Annotated in this window: 20 protein-coding genes and 1 pseudogene; 8 read left to right on the forward strand and 13 right to left on the reverse strand. The window is 50.6% G+C overall.

The features are described 5' to 3' along the window. Positions 1-118 (forward strand): annotated as a pseudogene (locus ACTHTJ_RS10090) (IS5 family transposase); the annotation flags it as partial. A gap of 209 nt (positions 119-327) precedes the next feature. Here ACTHTJ_RS10090 and trxB read toward each other — a convergent pair. The 5 genes from trxB to ACTHTJ_RS10115 form a co-directional block, all read right to left on the reverse strand. Then, a complete protein-coding gene (trxB, locus tag ACTHTJ_RS10095) occupies positions 328-1278 on the reverse strand; it encodes a thioredoxin-disulfide reductase (protein ID WP_070712187.1) in 951 nt (316 codons plus the stop codon). A 108-nt stretch (positions 1279-1386) separates the two neighbouring features. Beyond that, complete coding sequence (locus ACTHTJ_RS10100; RefSeq protein ID WP_070583321.1) at positions 1387-2682, reverse strand: NAD(P)/FAD-dependent oxidoreductase; 1296 nt, start codon at positions 2680-2682, stop codon at positions 1387-1389. Between the two features lie 148 nt (positions 2683-2830). Further along, complete coding sequence (locus ACTHTJ_RS10105) at positions 2831-3718, reverse strand: ABC transporter permease subunit (RefSeq protein ID WP_003679574.1); 888 nt, start codon at positions 3716-3718, stop codon at positions 2831-2833. After that, on the reverse strand, positions 3718-4683 hold the full coding sequence (locus ACTHTJ_RS10110) for an ABC transporter permease subunit (protein WP_070583319.1): 966 nt from the start codon (positions 4681-4683) through the stop codon (positions 3718-3720). Before ACTHTJ_RS10110 ends, ACTHTJ_RS10105 begins: the two co-directional genes overlap by 1 nt. 15 nt (positions 4684-4698) lie before the next feature. Continuing rightward, positions 4699-5823 (reverse strand): ABC transporter ATP-binding protein, encoded by a 1125-nt coding sequence (locus ACTHTJ_RS10115; protein WP_004520791.1) that lies wholly within the window; start codon positions 5821-5823, stop codon positions 4699-4701. A gap of 476 nt (positions 5824-6299) precedes the next feature. On the opposite strand from ACTHTJ_RS10115, the gene radC reads away from it, so the two are divergent. Further along, positions 6300-6974, forward strand: a complete 675-nt coding sequence (gene radC / locus ACTHTJ_RS10120; protein WP_070583317.1) for a RadC family protein — start codon at positions 6300-6302, stop codon at positions 6972-6974. Between the two features lie 59 nt (positions 6975-7033). Here the strand turns inward: radC and ACTHTJ_RS10125 are convergent, their stop codons facing one another. The 4 genes from ACTHTJ_RS10125 to ACTHTJ_RS10140 form a co-directional block, all read right to left on the reverse strand. Further along, complete coding sequence (locus ACTHTJ_RS10125; protein WP_070583315.1) at positions 7034-7306, reverse strand: NF038104 family lipoprotein; 273 nt, start codon at positions 7304-7306, stop codon at positions 7034-7036. Continuing rightward, positions 7294-7626 carry a general secretion pathway protein GspG gene (locus ACTHTJ_RS10130; protein ID WP_070583327.1) on the reverse strand — a complete coding sequence of 111 codons (333 nt, stop codon included), beginning with the start codon at positions 7624-7626 and terminating at the stop codon, positions 7294-7296. Before ACTHTJ_RS10130 ends, ACTHTJ_RS10125 begins: the two co-directional genes overlap by 13 nt. Positions 7627-7773: 147 nt before the next feature. Then, entirely contained in the window at positions 7774-8469 is a 696-nt protein-coding gene (gene aqpZ, locus ACTHTJ_RS10135; RefSeq protein WP_070583312.1) for an aquaporin Z, read from the reverse strand. Between the two features lie 340 nt (positions 8470-8809). Next, entirely contained in the window at positions 8810-11860 is a 3051-nt protein-coding gene (locus ACTHTJ_RS10140) for a DNA translocase FtsK (protein ID WP_070583310.1), read from the reverse strand. A 164-nt stretch (positions 11861-12024) separates the two neighbouring features. On the opposite strand from ACTHTJ_RS10140, the gene ACTHTJ_RS10145 reads away from it, so the two are divergent. Together ACTHTJ_RS10145 and ACTHTJ_RS10150 are read left to right on the forward strand one after the other, a co-directional pair. Next, positions 12025-12702 carry an energy-coupling factor ABC transporter permease gene (locus ACTHTJ_RS10145; protein WP_070583308.1) on the forward strand — a complete coding sequence of 226 codons (678 nt, stop codon included), beginning with the start codon at positions 12025-12027 and terminating at the stop codon, positions 12700-12702. An 81-nt stretch (positions 12703-12783) separates the two neighbouring features. Further along, positions 12784-13143: a CrcB family protein gene (locus tag ACTHTJ_RS10150; RefSeq protein WP_070583306.1), complete on the forward strand. Its 360-nt coding sequence runs from the start codon at positions 12784-12786 to the stop codon at positions 13141-13143. A 58-nt stretch (positions 13144-13201) separates the two neighbouring features. Here ACTHTJ_RS10150 and ACTHTJ_RS10155 read toward each other — a convergent pair whose 3' ends face one another. From ACTHTJ_RS10155 to ppx, 4 genes are all read right to left on the reverse strand, one after another. Then, on the reverse strand, positions 13202-13828 hold the full coding sequence (locus tag ACTHTJ_RS10155; RefSeq protein ID WP_070583304.1) for an NAD(P)H-hydrate epimerase: 627 nt from the start codon (positions 13826-13828) through the stop codon (positions 13202-13204). A 22-nt stretch (positions 13829-13850) separates the two neighbouring features. Beyond that, positions 13851-14765 carry a tRNA pseudouridine(55) synthase TruB gene (gene truB, locus ACTHTJ_RS10160; RefSeq protein ID WP_070583302.1) on the reverse strand — a complete coding sequence of 305 codons (915 nt, stop codon included), beginning with the start codon at positions 14763-14765 and terminating at the stop codon, positions 13851-13853. Between the two features lie 68 nt (positions 14766-14833). Then, positions 14834-15205 carry a 30S ribosome-binding factor RbfA gene (rbfA, locus tag ACTHTJ_RS10165; protein ID WP_070504737.1) on the reverse strand — a complete coding sequence of 124 codons (372 nt, stop codon included), beginning with the start codon at positions 15203-15205 and terminating at the stop codon, positions 14834-14836. A gap of 87 nt (positions 15206-15292) precedes the next feature. Next, entirely contained in the window at positions 15293-16801 is a 1509-nt protein-coding gene (gene ppx, locus ACTHTJ_RS10170) for an exopolyphosphatase (protein ID WP_070504734.1), read from the reverse strand. Between the two features lie 173 nt (positions 16802-16974). On the opposite strand from ppx, the gene ACTHTJ_RS10175 reads away from it, so the two are divergent. From ACTHTJ_RS10175 to ACTHTJ_RS10190, 4 genes are all read left to right on the forward strand, one after another. After that, entirely contained in the window at positions 16975-17598 is a 624-nt protein-coding gene (locus ACTHTJ_RS10175) for a lytic transglycosylase domain-containing protein (RefSeq protein ID WP_070583298.1), read from the forward strand. Positions 17599-17799: 201 nt separating this feature from the next. Next, positions 17800-19182, forward strand: a complete 1383-nt coding sequence (locus ACTHTJ_RS10180; RefSeq protein ID WP_070583296.1) for an MFS transporter — start codon at positions 17800-17802, stop codon at positions 19180-19182. 1 nt (position 19183) lies between these two features. After that, positions 19184-19711: a single-stranded DNA-binding protein gene (locus ACTHTJ_RS10185; protein WP_003679606.1), complete on the forward strand. Its 528-nt coding sequence runs from the start codon at positions 19184-19186 to the stop codon at positions 19709-19711. 229 nt (positions 19712-19940) lie between these two features. Beyond that, positions 19941-20428: transposase (locus ACTHTJ_RS10190; RefSeq protein WP_440360934.1), on the forward strand; the 488-nt coding region annotated here is incomplete at its 3' end.

A 20428-nucleotide genomic window follows, 5' to 3' on the forward strand; every position in this document is an offset into this window, starting at 1 on the left:
CTACGCCCGGGCAGCCTACTTCGGACTGATTAAAGTGAGTGCACAAAGCCATCTGAAGGCGATGTGTTTGAACCTTTTGAAAGCCGCCAACAGGCTAAGTGCGCCTGTTGCCGCCTAAAAGGCGGCCGGATGCCTGATAATCAGGTACCCGGGGAGGATTAAGGGGGTATTTGAGTAGAATCAGTGGATATTCGAAACAAAAACAGCCGAAAACCTGTGTTTAGGTTTCGGCTGTTGGGGGAAAGGAATTTTGCAAAGGTCTCAGGCCGTCTGAAATTTCAGACGGCCTTTTATTATGTTTTAAAGAATAGGGCGTAGCTTATAGGCTCATACGCCGTGGCGGTCGAGCCAACGTTCGGCATCAAGCGCGGCTTGGCAGCCGGAAGCGGCACTGGTGATGGCTTGACGGTAGGTATGGTCTTTGACGTCGCCTGCCGCCCATATGCCTTCGATATTGGTTGCGCCGACATTGTCACCGGTACCGCCTTTGGTTTTCAGATAGCCGGTTTCATCCATATCGAGTTGACCTTTGAAGATGTCGGTGTTGGGTTTGTGGCCGATGGCGATGAAAACACCTTTTACAGCGATTTCTTCAGTGCTGCCGTCATTGTGTTTCAGGCGTGCACCGGTAACGCCGCTTTCGTCACCCAAGATTTCATCAACCGAGCTGTTGAGCTTGAGGATGATTTTGCCTTCTTCGACGCGTTGCATCAGCTTGTCCACCATGATTTTTTCAGCGCGGAAGCTGTCGCGGCGGTGAATCAGGGTAACGGTGTTGGCGATATTGGCAAGGTAGAGTGCTTCTCCCACAGCGGTATTGCCACCGCCGACTACGGCAACATCTTGTTTTTTGTAGAAGAAACCATCGCAAGTTGCACAGGCGGAAACGCCTTTGCCGGCAAAGGTTTCTTCGCTTGGCAAACCTAAATATTTGGCGGATGCGCCGGTGGCAACGATGAGCGCATCGCAGGTGTATTCGCCCATATCGCCTTTGAGGGTAAACGGACGGTTTTGCAAATCAACGGTGTGGATTTGGTCGAAAATCATTTCAGTGCCGAAGCGTTCGGCATGAGCTTGGAAACGGGCCATTAGTTCCGGACCTTGTACGCCTTCTGCATCGGCAGGCCAGTTGTCCACTTCGGTGGTGGTCATCAGTTGTCCACCTTGCTCAACGCCGGTAATGATTACAGGGTTTAGGTTGGCACGGGCGGCATAGACGGCGGCAGTATAGCCGGCAGGGCCGGAGCCGAGGATGATGAGTTTATGATGGTTGCTCATGATGGTTTCCTTGCTGATGAATGATTGAATTTTGTCGTATCTAAGCTTTCAGACGGCCTGAATTTTACTTGAATCTGCCGCCGTCTGAAATATGTTTGTTGCTTGGGTTTAGTGGCTGTCTTTCCATTGATAGTATTTTGAGCCGAGGAAAGAGCCGAGTTTGCGCAGGAAAGGCTGGGTAATGATGTTGCTGTGGCGCAGTTGCTCAAAAGGTTTCAGACGGCCGTCATCGCCCATGATGGCTTCGGCAATCGCCAAACCGGCAATGCCGGTAATCGCCATGCCGTGTCCGGAATAGCCTTGGGCGTAGAAAACGGTAGGGGCGAGGTGGCCGAAATGTGGGGCGAGGTTGCGCGTAATGTCGCATTCGCCGCCCCAAGAATGCTCGATTCTGACATCGGCAAGTTGCGGGAAAACTTTTAGCATATCTTGGCGGACGAGTTCGGTCATGCGGTCTGGATCGTCGATAAACTCGTTGTCTTTGCCGCCGAAGAGCAGGCGGCCGTCGGCGCTGAGGCGGTAGTAGTCGAGGACGTGGCGGTTGTCGCAGATGGCCATATTATTGCGGATCAGGTCTTTGGCGCGTTCGCCCAGTGGCTCGGTGGCGATGATAAAGGTGCTGACTGCAATGGCTTTTTGTTCCAATACTTTGAATTTTGGGTGCAAGCCTGCATAAGTATTGACGGCATAAACGAGGTTTTTGCACTCAACACTGCCATTGGGCGTATGAACCAGCCAGCCGTTATCGCATGGCTCGATACGCGTCATCGGGGATTGCTCAAAAAGTTGTGCTTCTGCATCGGCTGCCGCTTTGGCAATGCCTAGGGTGTAATTGAGTGGGTGTAAGTGGCCGGATAAAGGATCAAATTGCGCGCCTTGATACATATCGCTGGCAAGTTGCTGCTTCAGCGTGGCTTTATCCCAAAGCTGGTAATGGCTTGCGCCATAATGTTTTTGAGCGTGTTCGTGCCATTGTTGCAATTCTTCCCAATGCTGAGGACGGACGGCGACGGTAGCGTAACCACGTTGCCAATCGCATTGGATATTGTGTTTTTGAATGCGAGAGTCAACCAGTTCAACGGCTTGCAGAGATTGCTGCCAGAACCATTGTGCCTGTTCCAAACCGACTTGTTTTTCGATTTCTTCCATGCCGCAGGCAAAGTCGCTGATGACTTGTCCGCCGCTGCGGCCTGATGCGCCGAAACCGATACGGGCGGCTTCAAGTACGATGACTTCATGGCCGTTTTCGGCAAGCGGTAGGGCGGTGCATAAGCCGGACAGGCCGCCGCCGATAACGCAGGTTTCAGTTTTCAGACGGCCTTCAAGCGTAGGATAAGACGGATGGGGATTGGCAGTGCTGACATAGTAGGAAGGAAGGTATTCTTTGAAGCTGGGATTAATCATGATTTGAGCTTTAGGTTGGTTTTCACTTCATTGAAATTGGTTTTCAGACGGCCTTAAATGTGGGCTTAGATTCAGGCCGTCTGAAAGGATAAGATGCAGTTAATAAAACAGGCTGTTCCGATGCTTTATCGGACAGCCTGTCTGCATATTAGGCGGCTTTCTCGGCTGCCAATTTTTCTTGGCGGTAGGCTTCGGCAGCCTCGCGTTCCCGTTTGGTTGCCTGACGCATCATCCAGTAGTTAACGACAATAACCAGCGTACCGATGATACCGATCAGGATGGTTGCCAGAACGTTCATCTGAGGGTCAAGGCCGAGTTTGATTTTGGAGAAAATCACTTGCGGCAATGTCGATGAACCCGGGCCTGACAGGAAGGAGGTAATCACCAAGTCGTCCAAAGACAGGGTAATGCCCAAGAGGAAGCCGGAAGCGATCGCAGGGGCAATCAGCGGCAGGGTAATCACGAAGAAAATCTTCAGTGGACGGGCACCCAAGTCCATAGCAGCCTCTTCCAAGGATTGATCCAATTCCACCAAGCGCGAGCGGATAACGACGGTAATGTATGCCATGCAAAGCGTGGTGTGGCCGAGGAAGATGGTGAAGAAGCCGCGATCGAAGTAGAGCGATTGCAGCAATTCACTGCCTTGCAGGAACATTTGCACCTGAATAATCAACAGCAGCATGGATAAACCGGTAATCACGTCAGGCATCACCATAGGCGCGGAAATCATACCGGCAAACAGGGTGCTGCCGCGGAAGCGTTTAATACGCGCCATAGCGTAACCAGCCAATGTGCCGAGTGCCACGGCGGCAAGCGAGGAAACGATGGCGATACGCAATGACAGCCAGGCTGCTTCCAAGATGGTGTCGTTTTCCATCAATGCGCCGTACCATTTGGTTGAAAAACCGCCCCAAACGGTAACCAGTTTGGATTCATTGAAAGAATAGATGACCAAAACCACCAGCGGAATATAGAGGAATGCCAGCGAGAGCAGGAGCATCAGTTTCAAGAACCAGGATAATTTGGTTTTCTGCATTATTTGCCTCCTTCTTCCAATTCGCGGTTTTCATAGTGCTGGAACAGGGCAATCGGTACAACCAGCAGGGCAACCATAACGACGGCGACGGCAGAAGCCAGCGGCCAGTTGTTTTGGTCGAAGAATGCCTGCCACAATACTTTACCGATCATCAGGTTTTCAGAACCGCCCACCAATTCAGGAATCACAAATTCACCGACGGCCGGAACAAAGACCAGCATAGAGCCTGCGATGATGCCTGTTTTGGATAAAGGCAGGGTAATGGTAAAGAACGATTTGATCGGACCTGCGCCCAAGTCGGACGCGGCTTCGAGCAGACGGTTGTCCAGTTTTACCAGTTGTGTGTACAGCGGCAAAATCATAAACGGCAAATAGGCGTAAACCATCACCAAATTCAGCGAAAAAGCATTGTAGAACAGGTCTAAAGGCTCGCTGATGATTCCATATTTGATTAAGAAATTATTGATGATGCCGTTGTGACCCAATAAGCCCATCCATGCGTAAACACGCAACAGGAAAGAAGTCCAGAAAGGCAGCATGATTGCCAACAGCAGGCCGTTGCGCGTAGCCGGATTGGCGCGTGAAATGGCATAAGCGGTCGGATAACCAATCAACAGGCAGATGATGGTCGTTGTCAGCGCAGTCTTAATTGAAGACCAGTAGGTCATCAGATAGATATTGCTGTTTTCACTGTCGCCAAACGGATTGAGCGTATTCCAAAAGTTTTGGAAGATGTCAGCGTAGTTCTGATAGCTGATGGCAATGTTCAGACGGCCTAAGTCTTCATCAATCGTCGTCAAAGGCGTAAATGGCGGAATGGCGATTTCTTGTTCGGCAAAGCTGATTTTCAATACGATGGCGAACGGAATCAGAAATAGAATCAAAAGCCAAATATACGGCACGGCAATCACTGCACGCTGTCCAGGACGGCGAAACAGTTTCTTTTTCAGTTTTTTAAGGTCCATTGCATTTCCCTCAAATTAACTGTACAGAGGCGTAGGTTGGTTTTCAGGCCAGCTGATATAGACAGTTTCGTCCCAAGTCGGCGGTGTAATGTTGCGCACATACCAATAAGGTGCGGGAACTTGGCTTTTGACGACACGGCCGTTGGCAAGTTTGATGTGGTAAATCGCGAAGCTGCCCAGATAGGCAATTTCTTTAACCGTGCCTTGGGCCCAGTTGTGCGCGCCCAAGTGTTCTGGTTTTTCTTTATGCAAATCAATGTCTTCAGGGCGGATGCTGATCCAGATTTCATGCTCGTTCGGAACGCCCAGGCCGTGGTCGATGCGGACGTGGTTTTCCAAGCCGTCACATTTGACGATAGAGAAATCGGCGCGGTCGTCAACAACGACGCCGTCAAAAATATTGGTTTCGCCGATAAATTCAGCAGTAAAGCGACTGTTAGGGTAATCGTACACGTCGCTAGGTGTGCCGACTTGGCGCAATTGGCCGTCGGACATAATGGCGATACGGGTAGCCATCGTCATCGCTTCTTCTTGGTCGTGGGTAACCATGATGCAGGTTACGCCGACTTGTTCCAGCGTGTTGACCAATTCCAGTTGGGTTTGTTGGCGCAGTTTTTTATCGAGTGCGCCTAAAGGTTCGTCAAGCAGCAGGATTTTCGGACGTTTTGCCAGGCTGCGCGCCAAAGCGATACGTTGTTGTTGACCGCCGGAAAGTTGGTGCGGCTTGCGTTTGGCGTATTTGGTCATTTGCACCAGGCGCAACATTTCTTCGACGCGGGCGTCGATTTCGCCTTTAGGCATTTTGTCTTGTTTCAGACCGAAAGCGATGTTTTGCTCAACGCTCATGTGCGGGAACAGGGCATAGCTTTGGAACATCATGTTGATTGGGCGTTCGTACGGAGCGAGTTTGGTAATGTCTTGGCCGTCGAGAATGATTTTGCCCTGATTTGGGCTTTCCATGCCTGCCAACATGCGCAGCAGCGTAGATTTGCCACTGCCTGAGCTGCCCAAAAGGGCGAAGATTTCGTGTTGATAGATGTCCAAGTCGATGTTATCGACAGCGTAATTGTCACCAAACTTTTTCACCAAGCCTTGGATTTGCAAATAAGGTTTGGCTGAAGACGCAGTGGTTGCGGTCATAATGGCAATACTCCAAAAAGAAAGACGAGTACCGGCAAAACGGATTTTCGAATGGGTGATAAAAAGCTGTTTGATTGCTGGCGGGAGTCGGACGGAGGCCGTCTGAAACTCTTGTAAAGCGCACGGGCAGCGTGGATAGAAAGCAGTTTAAGCCTAAGCTTTTGCTCTCGGCAAACTCAATATTATATTAGCCTAAGCCTCATAGGGGCAATATGAAATTGCTTGTATCGGCTGATTTGAAACAAATATGAAAGGAAAGGCAGGCAGGGAAACAAGATAGTAAAAATGGGTAACGTTGTTTTTCTGCACAAAAGGGGGTAATTATTATCTATATGTCTTAAATAATTATTCAAAATAGAATAAAATACGCAAATTACATTTATTTACTAAAACCATAATGGATTACGTTTTATATCGGGCGAGGCGGTTTTACTCGGAATTAAAACTAAATCCGCTATATAAATAAAAGGGAAAACATGAGTATCAAAGAATGGCCCGAAGGGGAGCGGCCGCGCGAGAAGCTCTTGGCGCACGGTGCGGCGGCGTTGAGTGATGCGGAGTTGCTGGCGATTTTGTTGCGTGTCGGAACGCGCGGTATGAGCGCGGTTGATTTAGCGCGTTATTTGTTGAGTGAGTTTGGCAGCTTGGGGAAGCTGATGAGTGCGGATGCCAAAACACTCGCTGCCTATAAGGGCATGGGCTTGGCGAGCTATACTCAATTTGCAGTGGTCAAAGAAATCGGGCGGCGGATTTTGGGTGAAGATTTGCAGGAGCAGATAGTTTTGTCAAACCCGAAATCGGTTGCGGATTATCTGCGCCTGCATCTTGGACATGAAAAAATTGAGGTCAGCGTTGCTTTGCTGCTCAACCGTCAAAATCAATTGATTGTGGTACGGGAATTGTCGCGCGGTACGGTGGCGGAAAACACAGTTTATATCCGTGAAATCGTCAAATTGGCATTGGATGAATACGCCGACAGTTTGATTTTGGCACACAATCATCCGGGCGGTTCGGCAAGGCCGTCTGAATCTGATGTGCAGTTTACAGAGCGTTTGAAACAGGCTTTAAGTTTGGTCGATATTACGCTGTTGGACCATTTTATCGTGACGGCAAAAGAAACCTGCTCTTTGCGCGAACAGGGCTATATGTAAGGATGAATGTTCAGACGGCCTCAGTAGGATTGATCACCTTGCTGAGGCCGTCTGAAGGATTATTGCGCTACTTCGTCAGAGGATTCTTTCTTATAGACGATTTCTTCCGATTTTGGCTTTTCTTTGCTCTTTTCTTTTTCTTTATCCTTGTCTTTTTTGCTGTCAGGAATGGCGGCATCAATCACTGCCCCCGTTCCTTTGACAACCAATTTCCCGGCAGTCAGGACGGTTGTGGCGGCCAAATCGACAGCCGCGCCTACAACACAGCCGTTAAGCGTCAGACAAAGGGCAAGTGTCGGAAGCAGGCGTTTTGTGCATCTCAATGGCTGCATCCGCAGTGTCCTTCGTGATGATGGTCGCATCCGAGTGTCTCTTGCCAAGCATCGTCGTCGCCGTCAAATTCTTCAACTTCGTCAAATTCGCCGTTTTCTACCATGCTTACCAGCTCTTCTAAACTTTCTGCACCTTCTACCCAAAAGCAGGGAATATCGGGTGGTGTGTCGGGGGCAAGCAGGGCGGCTTGTTGGTCGTGCCAAGCAATCCAATAGCCGTTTTGCGTTTGTACGAATACGGCATCGGGATGGATGGTTTCGTTTTCGGTATTGACCAGCATTCTGGCGGCGATATCGGTTTGAAAAGGTAAGGTTTGCATGATGGTTTGAGAATGTGAGAAAAGGAAGTATTGTAACATGGCAAAAACAAACGCACCGTCTGAGTCAGGCGGTGCGTTTGTGTCTCGGCAACTTGAGTGCGGTCGGTTTAGAGTATCAGCCGCACCGGGAATGTCATTCCATCAAGATTATTTGTCGTCGTTAGCCAAAACGAAGCGGTAAATAGCCGCGCCAACTGCTGCGCCGGCAATAGGAGCCAACCAGAACAACCACAGTTGTTCAACAGCCCAGCCGCCTTGGAACAAGGCAACGCCGGTAGAACGTGCAGGGTTAACGGAAGTATTGGTTACAGGAATGCTGATCAAGTGAATCAGGGTCAAACCCAGGCCGATGGCGATAGGAGCAAAGCCGGCCGGAGCCAGTTTGTCAGTAGAACCCATGATGATGATCAGGAAGAATGCGGTCAGTACGAATTCGATCAGCAAAGCGGCCATCATGTCGTAACCGTTAGGAGAGTGCTCGCCGAAACCGTTGCTGGCAAAGCCGGAAGCAACAGCATCAAAACCGGTTTTACCGGAAGCAATCAGATACAGAACGCTCGCAGCGGCAATCGCACCGATAACTTGGGATACGATGTAAGGCAACAGGTCTTTACCGTTGAAACGACCACCGATGAAAAGGCCGACGGAAACGGCAGGGTTGAAGTGGCCGCCGGAAATGTGGCCGACAGCGTAAGCCATGGTCAGTACGGTCAAACCGAATGCCAAAGAAACGCCGGCAAAGCCAATGCCAAGCTCAGGGTAGGCTGCTGCCAAAACTGCGCTGCCGCAACCGCCGAATACCAGCCAGAAAGTGCCGAAAAATTCTGCAAAATATTTTTTCATTTGTTTTTCCTCGTAAAGGGTGGGGTGTTGCCGAAGGCATGAATCATAATAATATTGTTTCTAATCGAAAAACGGATTTACCTGTTTTTTCCGGTCTTGACAAAAGGCCGTCTGAAAATGGCAACGAATGGATAGGGATATATCTTGCAGGTCGAGTTTTGTTTATTGAGGCTGGGTTTATTTAATAGCGCAGCAAATACCGTTAATGCAAAAGCATTTGGTTTTGTAGGTAATATTATTTACAGATTATTTATTTAATTGGAATCTCTGAACCCATTATCTGATTTAAAAAGGCCGTCTGAAAAGTTTTCAGACGGCCTTAATTTTAAACAAGGATAAATTAATCCAGATGGTCGCTGCTTTGCGCCAAGATGGTACGGTTGCCATTGTTTTCCGCCGGGGAAACAATACCGTCGGCTTCCATTTGGTCAATCAGGCGGGCAGCGCGGTTGTAGCCGATGCGCAGTTGGCGTTGGATATTGGAAATGCTGGCCTTACGCGATTTCAAGACAACGGAAACGGCTTCGTCATACATGGGGTCGAGGTCGCTGTCGTTGCTGCGGCTGGTACCGGTAAAGTCCTCGGTCGAACCGCTGCTTAAAATATCGTCGATATAGTCAGGCGCGCTGAATTGTTTCAAGTATTCCACTACGCGGTGTACTTCGTTGTCTGATGCGAATGCGCCGTGTACGCGTTGCGGATAGCCGGTGCCGGGCGGCAGGAACAGCATATCGCCTTGGCCGAGCAGATTTTCCGCACCCATTTGGTCAAGAATCGTTCGGCTGTCGATTTTGCTGGATACTTGGAAAGCAATGCGTGTCGGAATATTGGCTTTAATCAGGCCGGTAATGACATCCACGCTTGGGCGTTGGGTGGCAAGAAGCAAATGGATGCCGGCTGCACGCGCTTTTTGGGCAAGACGGGCAATCAGTTCTTCAATTTTCTTGCCTGCAGTCATCATCAGGTCGGCAAATTCATCTACCACGACCACGATAAACGGCAGTTTTTCCAATGGCTCAGGATTTTCAGGCGTGAGGCTGAACGGGCTGCCGATTTTTTCGCCACGCGCGGCGGCTTCAGTAATTTTTTGGTTGAAACCGGCAAGGTTGCGCACGCCCATAAAGCTCATCAGGCGGTAGCGTTTTTCCATTTCGTTGACGCACCAGTTCAGGGCATTTGCTGCCAGCTTCATATCGGTTACGACAGGGGCGAGCAGGTGTGGAATGCCTTCGTAAATGCTCAGTTCCAGCATTTTCGGGTCAATCATAATCATGCGTACGTCTTCAGGCGTTGCTTTGAAGAGCATGGACAGAATCATGGCGTTCACACCTACGGATTTACCCGAACCGGTCGTACCGGCAACCAGCAGATGCGGCGCTTTGGCCAAGTCTGTCACAACAGGCTGGCCGGTGATGTCTTGGCCGAGGGCCAGGGTCAGTTTGGATTTGGATTCGGTAAACGCAGGCGAATTGAAGATTTCGCTCAGGCGGATCATTTGGCGTTTCGGATTAGGCAATTCCAAGCCCATGCAGGTTTTGCCGGGGATGGTTTCCACCACGCGGATGGAAGCCACGCCAAGCGAGCGCGCCAAGTCTTTTTCAAGGTTCAAAACGGCACTGCCGCGTACGCCGACATCAGGCTCGATTTCGTAGCGCGTAATGACCGGGCCGGAATAGGAGTCCATCACTTTGACTTTAACTTTGAACTCGGCCAGTTTTTCTTCGATGGTAATGCTGTTTTCCAGCAGCTGTTCTTCAGTTTGCGAGGCGCTTGGGTCAAACTGCGGCGGCAGAAGCAGGGCGGTAGTCGGTAGAAGCGCATCGGTCAGTGTTGCCGAAGTTGGAATAGCTATGCTTGGTGTATCTTCTTGAACGCTTGGTTCTACGCTTTGAACAGGTGTTTCAACGACTGTCTGTGTATATTCAGACGGCCTTGCGATTGTTTCAACAGATTCAACGGGTTCAATGGTTTCAACCGCTTGAATAGCTTCTGCTTCCGCTTGTACAGGCGCTTCCAGCTCACCATCGAATTCTGTTTCTTCGACGGCAGATTCGCTGATTAAATAATCGCGGATACTGCGTTCAGGCTGATTGCTGACATGCGCATTGACTTGTGCATCAAAAATCGGCACTTGGATTTTATGTTCAAAAGTAGGCGGCTCGGGGATATCAATCGGTGCAATCGAGGTTTGGAAAACAGGCGGCTCCGGAATGTCGGTTTTAGCCATAGGGACAACCGGTACGGCAGGCGGCTCGACTACGGTTGCGTTCGGTGCGGCAGGTCGGGAGATATAAGGGGATTTTTTAACAGGCGCAGCCGGTTTTGGACGGGACGGCGTTGCCGGTGCGGCAGGTTGCGGTGCAACAGCTTCCGTAGCAGCTTGTTTACGCGCCCATCTTTCGGCGGCCGCTTCGGTATGGCGAACTTGGCGGCGCAGGCTGGCAGGACGGCTGATTTGTCCCAAGTTGGCTAGAATTTCGTCATTTTCGATGGTGCGCGGAGAGTAGTCGCGCAATGGGGCGACGGCCGCGGCCAGTTTGTGGCGTGCGGCGGTACGGCGGGCAAGGTTGTCGTGAATATCTTCCGCTTGGATTTCAGAAGGGAATGCCTGCATGGAAGTATAGGGGAGGATGGCTTCTTTTTCGGCAGTTCTTAAGGCCGTCTGAACGGTTTCGATATGCGGCGCATTGGCTTCTGCCACGCGGACATTATTGGCACGCGCCAAGGCACGTTCGCGTGTGCGGCGCAAGATAGGGTCGTTGTAGTCGATGATTTCCATGCCTGTCATCGGCAGGGATGAAGCGCGTAACAATGGGGTTTCAACTTCGTCTTTGTAAATCGGCGTATTTTTTTCGGCCAAATGCTCGTTCCATTCCTCAACCGCTGCTTCATGCAGGGAACGGGTGGCTTCTTCTAATGTGATTTCTTCAAAATTGCTGTTTTGCACCAAAGACGGGCTGTATTCGGGCGTTTCCATTTGTGCAAACGGCGTGATTTTAGGAATACGTTCCGGTTTGGCAGATTTACGGGTTTTAGGCGCAGCTTTGATTTCTTCTTCGGTAGCTGCGATGTGTTCCGGCTCTTCGGCAACTGGATCTGCTGCGTGTTCTTCTGTTTCGGCGCGTTGCATTTTATTGTGTTCGAGCGCGGAAAGCAGGCGGATGCGGGCGATTTTATGGTTGTCGGCAGTGCGCTTGTTTATGCTGAACAAACGTTTCAGGCTGTTCAGTTGGCCGGAAAAACCGACCGATCTGTCTTCTTCGTTTATTTCTTCTTCATCGCTACTGAGTCGGGCCAATTCTTGGCGCCACTTTTGCTCTTGTTTCTGGCGCCACCAGAACAAGCCGGCTATGACAGCCAGCAGAATTAAAGCCAATATTGTCCAAAGCATGCGTCCATCCCCTTAATTAAACGGCAAAGTCCGTTATTCTAACGCTTTTTTCGGGTAAACAAAACCAGCCGAAACAAGCTTTAACGGCAAAGGCAGACAGGATTGTCAAAGCTATGGCTTGAGACGCGTATAATAGGCCGTCTGAACATTTTGCGGATGAGATGATGATTTTTCAAAACGGATGGTTTCCCGTTGGTGTCGTGATGGCGGCATGGCCTGTGTTGCTGGTGATTTTTGCTTTGTGTGCAAAGCAGGCATGGGTGTCGGTATCGCAGCATCGTTCCGCATTCTTGGTGGCTGCCGTGATGTTGCCGCTGGCTTGGAGTTTAAATGCCTCTCCCGAAAGCGGACAACTGGCCGGCATGAGCTATCATTTGCTTGCTTTAAACCTGACGGCTTTAATGCTGGGCACCTCTGCCGCGTTCTGCCTTGGCGTTTTGCTGTTTTTTCCGTATTTGTGGCTTTGGGGCGATTGGCATATGTTCCCCATCAACGCCTTGTCCGTATTGCTTCCGCCTTTGTTGGTGAACTTGGGTTTCCGCCATTGGGTGTCGCGTTTGCCTGCCAATATCTTTATCTTTATTTTTCTGAATGGTTTTTGGGCTGTGGCGGTCGGAATGGTGTTTACCGGCGTAATTTTGGTCGGTTTGTTGGACTGGGCGGATGTATTCAATACGGCGGTATTATGGAAAACCGCTTTTCCTGTTTTCTTCTTAATCGCTTGGGCGGAGGCATTTTTGAGCGGTATTTCAACAGCTATTTTTATCGCGCTCAAGCCGCAATGGATTTGTACTTTCGATGACGACAGGTATTTGAAATCCGCGCCTAAGATTTGGCAATAAGATATGAAGGCATCCTTGCTTGGTTTTCAGACGGCCTAAATGACCGGATGGCCTGTTTTTGAATTGAATTTTTAACTTGTTATGTTTGCTTATATTTTTCCCATTGTTTGCGGTGCCGCTGTCGGAGCTGTATTGCGTTGGCTGTTTGGCTTGGTGCTGGTGTCTTCTGCGCCTTTTTCTATCGGTACATTGGCGGCAAACTGGCTGGGCGCGCTGCTGATCGGTGTATTGGCGGAACTTTTAACCGATCCGCAATGGCGTTTGCTTTGGATTACCGGCTTTCTCGGCAGCTTGACCACATTTTCAGGTTTTTCAGTGGAGATGGTGGGATTGATGCAGGCGCAACGCTGGGGCATGGCTTTGATGGCAATCTGTCTGCATGTTTTCGGTTCGTTTAGTTTGACGGCGCTGGGGATTAAATTGGTTCAGATTTGGAAGTAAGCAAAAATAACAGGGTGCAAAGGGTGCAAAATTGCACCCTGTTATTTTTTATAGGTATTTAATCAATGCCAATAGGCAAACAGACGGTTTCTTGACAATAGGTTTTGCCGGATTCGCTTAAGTGTGCCGGTTTATAGGCGGCAAAGGTGTAGGTCAGGTTTGCGCGGAATGTATCGGGATCGGCTTCGGCGGTGTCGCAGTTGAGGCCGGTGGGAATATCAACGGCAACTTTCAGGCCGTCTGAATGATTGAGTTGGCGGCAGAGGGCGGCGATTTCGGTTGGAAGCGCGCCGCTGAAGCCTGTGCCGAATATGCCTTCGATAATGATGTCGTAACCTTTTTTCAGACGGCCTTCCAGTTCTTGTACGGATATCAATTCAATATGGGGCAAACCGTTGAGGCGTTCGCGATTGGTTTGAGCCAAAGGGGAGAGGTTTTCTCCGAGTGAAAACAGAATATCGATGTGCCAACCTTGCGCCTGCATATATCTTGCCATGACTAAGCCGTCGCCGCCGTTGTTGCCTTTGCCGCAAACGATCAGGGAGCGCCCGGCCTGGGGATGACGCTGCATGAGGTCTCGGGCGGCAGAACTGCCGGCGTTTTCCATCAGTTGGTCGAAGCTTGTGCCTTTATCGACGGCTGCTTGTTCGCGTTCGCGCATTTGGGCGGCGGTATAGACTTTCATGATCGGCTCTCTTTGCAGGAAGTTATTTATCGGCGGTATTCATCAGGCGCAAGGCTTTCAGACGGCCTATTTCTTTTTGATATTCCACCAGTCCGATAAATGCGCCGTCTCGGCTGTACACGCGGATGGGCTGCTCGGCGGAAATGTCTTCGGTGAACTGGGGGCGTTGGCCGTGTTTGAGCATGGTAACGGCGTAGTCGTTTAACTCAAGTTTGGGGAAATGTTGCACCAAAATATCGCAAGGCAGCAGCAGGGCATCGCGTTCGGCTTCGTCCAATTCGGCCAAGGCTTCGAGCGTGTGGCTTTGGGCAATGGTAAAGCCGGCGGTTTCAGTACGGCGCAGGGCGGTCAGGTGGGCGAATGTGCCGATGTGTTTGGCGATGTCTTCGCTGAGGGTGCGGATGTAAGTACCCTTGCTGCAACGTACGTCTATCACGGCTTTGGGTGCATCAAACTCAGTAATATCAATGGAGTAAATGGTGATGTCGCGCGCTTTGCGTTCGATAACGATGCCTTTGCGTGCGTATTCGTATAGCGGTTTGCCTTCGTGCTTGAGGGCGGAAAACATGGGCGGCACTTGGCGGATATCGCCCGTTAAGGCTTGGCAGGCCGTCTGAAATTCGGACAATGAAATATCGGCGCGTGCGGTGGCGATGATTTCGCCTTCGGCATCGCCCGTGCTGCTGGCTTCGCCCAGTTTCAGCGTGGCCGTATAGGCTTTGTCGGCATCAATCAGATATTGGGCAAACTTGGTCGCTTCGCCGAAGCAAACAGGCAAAAGCCCCGTGGCCAAAGGATCGAGTACGCCGGTATGCCCGGCTTTTTCGGCACGGAACAAGCGCCGCGCTTTTTGCAGGGCGGTGTTGCTGGAAAGGCCTTCGGGTTTGTCGAGGAGAAGGACGCCGTTGACCGGGCGTTTGGTGGGTTTATTGGTCATATTAAGTAGGGGAGTGTTAATGTTCAGGCCGTCTGAAAGCATTCAGACGGCCTGCGTGTTTTAATCAATCAGTCTTCAACCGGTTTTTCCGCCGCCACTTGGTCGATCAGGCTGGAAATGCTCATGCCACGTTCGAGTGATTCGTCGTATTTGAAGTGCAGCTCAGGTGTTTTGAAGAGTTTGATGCGTTTAGCCAATTCGCTGCGCAAATGGCCTTTGGCGTGTTCTAAAGCTTCTTCGGTGATGTCGCGTGTGCTGTCGTCGAGGACGGTGTAGAACACGGTTGCGTGGCTGTAATCGCCGGTAACTTCGACTTCGTTGATGGTGATGAAGCCTGCGCGCGGATCTTTCAGGCCAGTGCGGACGAGTTCGGCCAGTTCGCGCATGATTTGTTCTTTGACACGGTCTTGGCGGGCGTAGCCGCGTTGAGGTTTTCTCATGGTTTTCCTTGATGTATGGCAGGCTGTCGTTTTCAGACGGCCTGCGGTTTGAATTTTGAACAGCTGCCTATTATAACGGAGCGCGGTTTATTGTGCTTGAACCGAGAAAGGCATATCGATTTTTTGCCATTGCGCGCTTTCGTAGTCCAGCGCATCGGCAATGAGGGGGTGTTGCTCCAGCCATTGGGCGTTGATGCGCAAGATGAAGCTGTGGTTGTTTTCGTCGATGCGAAGCTGGGTTTGCGGCGGCAAATCCAGCGGCAGGCGCGAGCGGCAGAAGAGGGCGGCCAGGCGCAGGGACAATACGGCACACCACATGATTTCGTTGCTACCAATAATGTCCGCCATTTTCTTAAGGTCGCCGCGATGGCCGATAACCAGTTGCGCCAAAATGGTTTGCTCTTTGCGTGAGAAGCCCGGCATATCGGCGTTTTCGAGAATGTAGGCGGAGTGTTTGTGATAGCCGGTATGGGCAATATCCAAACCGATTTCATGCAGACGGCCTGCGCGGCTGAGGTATTGGTTCCACAGGGCAAGCTCTTGAACGGTTACGTTTTTGGCGTGGCACAGGCTGTTCATGAAGGCTTGCGCGGTATCGGCAACGCGTTTGGCTTGGTTGAGGCTGACGTGGTAGCGTTTTTGGAACTCGGCCGTTGTCTGTTCACGCATATCGACATTGAGGCTGCGGCCGATTAAGTCGTAGAACACGCCGTCGCGGAGTGCGGCTTCGGTAACGGTCATTTTGGTCAGCGAGAGTTCTTCAAAAGCGGCCATCATCACGGCCAATCCGCCTGCAAAAACTTCGATGCGTTCGGGTTTAAGGTTTTCAAATTTGGCTTTCTTAACCGAACCGGCTTCGATAATCCTATCGGCAAGATAACGCATGCCTTGGGCGGTAATGTCGGCTTCTTGCGGCAATTCGGCTGCCAAAACGTCGCGTATGGATTTTGCCGAACCGGACGTGCCGATGGCGAAATCCCAGCCGGTACGCTTCATCATTTTGCTGATGCGCTGGATTTCGATACGCGCGGCAGAAACGGCGGCTTGGAAATCTTTTGCGGTTACTTTGTTTTGGAAGAAGCGCATGCTGTATGTTACGCAGCCCAAAGGCAGGCTTTCTGTGGTCAGCGGTTGCAAATCCGAGCCGATGACAAATTCGGTCGAACCGCCGCCAATGTCGATAACCAGCATTTTGTCGCCTTTGGGTGGCAGGGTATGCACTACGCCGGTGTAAATCAGACGCGCTTCTTCGCGGCCGGCAATGACTTCAATGGGAAAACCCAGCGCCGCTTCGGCACGGGGCAGGAATTGGGCAATGTTTTTGGCGACGCGGAAAGTGTTAGTGGCCACCACGCGCACGTTTTCAGGCTGGAATCCGCGCAGGCGTTCGCCGAATTTTGCCAAACATTCCAAGGCTTGTTCTTGAGAGGCTTCGCTCAGGTTTTTTTGTTCGTCCAAGCCGGCGGCAAAGCGAACCATTTGTTTGAACGAGTCGATGACTTTCAGCTGGCCGTTGTTGTTTTCACAAATTTGCAGGCGGAAACTGTTGGAACCCAAGTCGACGGAGGCTAAAACGTTGGCGGGAGTGGTGGTCATAAAAAATACCGGTTGATTAGAAAAACCTAAATGTTACTTGAGGCGGTATCACTTGACAATAAAAGGTATACAGCTCTTTGATTCTGCTCATAGATGTATTTTATAATGCCGATTTTAAGCCAATATATCAAAGGCCGTCTGAACTTTTCAGACGGCCTAAAAAGAGAAAATACATGAAATCGGAAAACCAAGATTCCTTATTTTTATCGCGCCGCCGTTTATTGCAAGTCGGAGGAGCCATGCTTTTGACGCCTGCGACCGCATGGGCGGGGGCGCAGCGTGAAGAAACGCTGGCGGATGATGTGGCTTCCGTGATGCGCAGTTCGATCAATAGCGCCAGCCCTGCGCGGCTGGTGTTTGCCGATTCGAGGGAAGGGGAGCGTTGGTTGGCAGCGATGTCTTCCCGATTGGCACGCTTTATCCCAGATGAGGGCGAGCGCCGCCGCCTGTTGATTAATATTCAATATGAAAGCAGTCGTGCCGGACTCAACACTCAAGTGATTCTGGGCTTGATTGAAGTGGAAAGCGCGTTTCGCCAATATGCCATCAGCGGCGTGGGCGCGCGCGGCTTGATGCAGGTAATGCCGTTTTGGAAAAACTATATCGGCAATCCGTCGCACAACCTTTTCGATATCCGCACCAATCTGCGCTATGGCTGCACCATTCTGCGCCATTACAACAATATTGAAAAAGGCAATATTGTCCGCGCGTTGGCAAGGTTTAACGGCAGCTTGGGCAGTAACAAATATCCAAACGCCGTGTTAGGCGCGTGGCGAAATAGATGGCAGTGGGGTTGATTCGGGATAAATGGGATAGGGCAGATCTTGCGTGACTTTGGTTTCTGTTGAAACCTTTTTATACCGATGAAGCAGGTTTGCGATAAACGGCTTGCGATTTGACCCCATGCAATTCCTTTGAATCCTGTATAATCAGAAAATCTGTTAATTCACACTTTCAGACGGCCTTTCGCAAACTTAAGGCCGTCTGAAACATTATTTATGGCAAGAGATAACCGCATTCAAATGTTTCCGCACGAGTGGCGTGCCAGTACCACACTTTCCGGCGTTTACGCACTGCGTATGTTGGGGATGTTTTTGGTGTTGCCTGTTTTGGCGATGTATGCCGCTTCGTTGCCCGGCGCAGAAAACAATAAAGCGCTGGTCGGTATGGCGATGGGTATTTACGGGCTGACACAGGCTTTGCTGCAGTTGCCTTTGGGCATGGCTTCTGATAAGTTCGGCCGTAAAAAAGTGATTTATGCCGGCTTGATTGTATTTGCGGCAGGTAGTTTTTTGGCCGCAGTTGCCGACAGCCTGCAGATGTTGGTTGCCGCTCGTGCCATTCAAGGTGCGGGTGCCGTCAGTGCGGCGGTAACGGCTTTGCTGGCGGATTTGACCCGTAACGAAGTGCGGACGCGTGCGATGGCGATGATCGGCCTGAGTATCGGCTTGACCTTCTCCGTCAGCCTAGTGCTTGCGCCGATGATTGCCAGCTTTATCGGCGTATCCGGCCTGTTTGCGCTGACCGGTATTCTGACTGTAATCAGTATCGGCGTGGTTGCCTGGATGACGCCTGATCCGGAAGTGTCAAAAATGCACGAAGACACGCAGGCGCAGCCTTCGCGTATGGGCGAGGTATTGAAAAACTGCCAACTGCTCAATCTTGACTTTGGTATTTTTGCCTTGCATGCGGCGCAAATGGCTTTATTTACTGCATTGCCGTTTGCCATGACGCAGTTGGGTTTGGAAAAAATCCATCACTGGCAAGTTTATCTGCCGTCAACCATTACCGGCCTGATTATTATGGTGCCGCTGATTATCGTTGGTGAAACGCGCAACAAACTCAAACAAGTGTTTATCCTTGGTATCATCTGCATTGCCGCGGCGCAAATCGGTCTGCTGTTTGGAATGCACTCGGTATGGTTGATTACCGCTTATCTGATTGTTTATTTTATTGGTTTCAATGTATTGGAAGCCAGCCTGCCGTCTATGGTATCGAAAATCGCACCGTCTGATTTGAAAGGTACGGCGATGGGCGTGTATAACACCATGCAGTCGGTCGGCTTGTTTGTCGGCGGTGCAACCGGTGGTTTATTGTTCCAAAAATACGGTTTTGTAGGCGTATTTGCCTTTTGTAGCGTATTGATGTTGTTGTGGCTGGTATTGGCAGTCATTTCGCCGGCACCGAAACCTGTCAAAAACCTCAGCTATCCGCTTAACGCCGAATGGCAACAAAATCCGGATTTGCTCTACCAAAAATTGACCGAAATTGAAGGCGTTGAAAGCATCAGCTTTAGCGCAGACAAGCAAACCATTTATATCAAGGCCTTGCAAAAAGGATTCGACCAAGAGGCCGCCGAAAAAATTATCACAGGAGTGTAAAATGTCATTGAATAAAGTTATCCTCATCGGCCGCCTCGGCCGCGACCCAGAAGTCCGCTATATGCCCAACGGCGAGGCCGTCTGTAACTTCAGCGTTGCCACCAGCGAAACTTGGAACGACCGCAACGGCCAACGCGTAGAACGTACCGAATGGCACAACATCACCATGTACCGCAAACTCGCCGAAATCGCCGGTCAATACCTGCGTAAAGGCAGCCAAGTGTATCTGGAAGGCCGTATCCAAAGCCGTAAATACCAAGGCAAAGACGGCATCGAGCGCACCGCTTACGACATCATCGCCAACGAAATGAAAATGCTTGGTGGCCGCAACGACAACAGCGGCGGCGCACCATACGATGACGGTTACAATCAAGGCGGTCATTCAAGCCAAGGCAGTTACCAACAAGCGCCACAACAGCAATACCAATCTGCCCCAGCTCAAGAGCCCCCAGCCGCCCCAGCCCGTCGTCCTGCCCCGGCACAACCGACCGCTCCGGTTGATGATATCGACGACGATATTCCATTTTAATCATTGAATAATACAAAAGGCCGTCTGAAAAATATACTTTCAGACGGCCTGAAACCTTTGCAAAATCCCCTAAATGTCTTGGGGAGATTTAGGGGATTTTTACAAAGGTTTTTCGCTAAGTTTTCATGCGTAATCAATAAATCAGGAGGCGTTTATTTTTCAGACTGAGACCTTTGCAAAATTCCCCAAAATCCCCTAAATTCCTACTAAGACATTTAGGGGATTTTCCATGAGCACCTTCTTCCGGCAAACCGCACAAGCCATGATCGCCAAACACATCGACCACTTCCCACTATTGAAGTTGGATCAAGTGATTGATTGGCAACCGATCGAACAATACCTGAATCGTCAAAGAACCCGTTACCTTCGAGACCACCGCGGCCGTCCCGCCTATCCCCTGTTGTCCATGTTCAAAGCCGTCCTGCTCGGCCAATGGCACAGCCTCTCCGATCCCGAACTCGAACACAGCCTTATCACCCGCATCGATTTTAACCTGTTTTGCCGTTTTGACGAGTTGAGTATCCCCGATTACAGCACCTTATGCCGCTACCGCAACTGGCTGGCGCAAGATAACACCCTGTCCGAATTGCTGGAACTGATTAACCGCCAACTGACCGAAAAAGGCCTAAAAGTAGAGAAAGCATCCGCCGCCGTCATTGACGCCACCATTATTCATACCGCCGGCAGCAAACAGCGCCAGGCCATAGAAGTCGATGA

Source organism: Neisseria sp. P0018.S001 (assembly GCF_051957355.1).
Classification (GTDB): Bacteria; Pseudomonadota; Gammaproteobacteria; order Burkholderiales; family Neisseriaceae; genus Neisseria; species Neisseria subflava_A.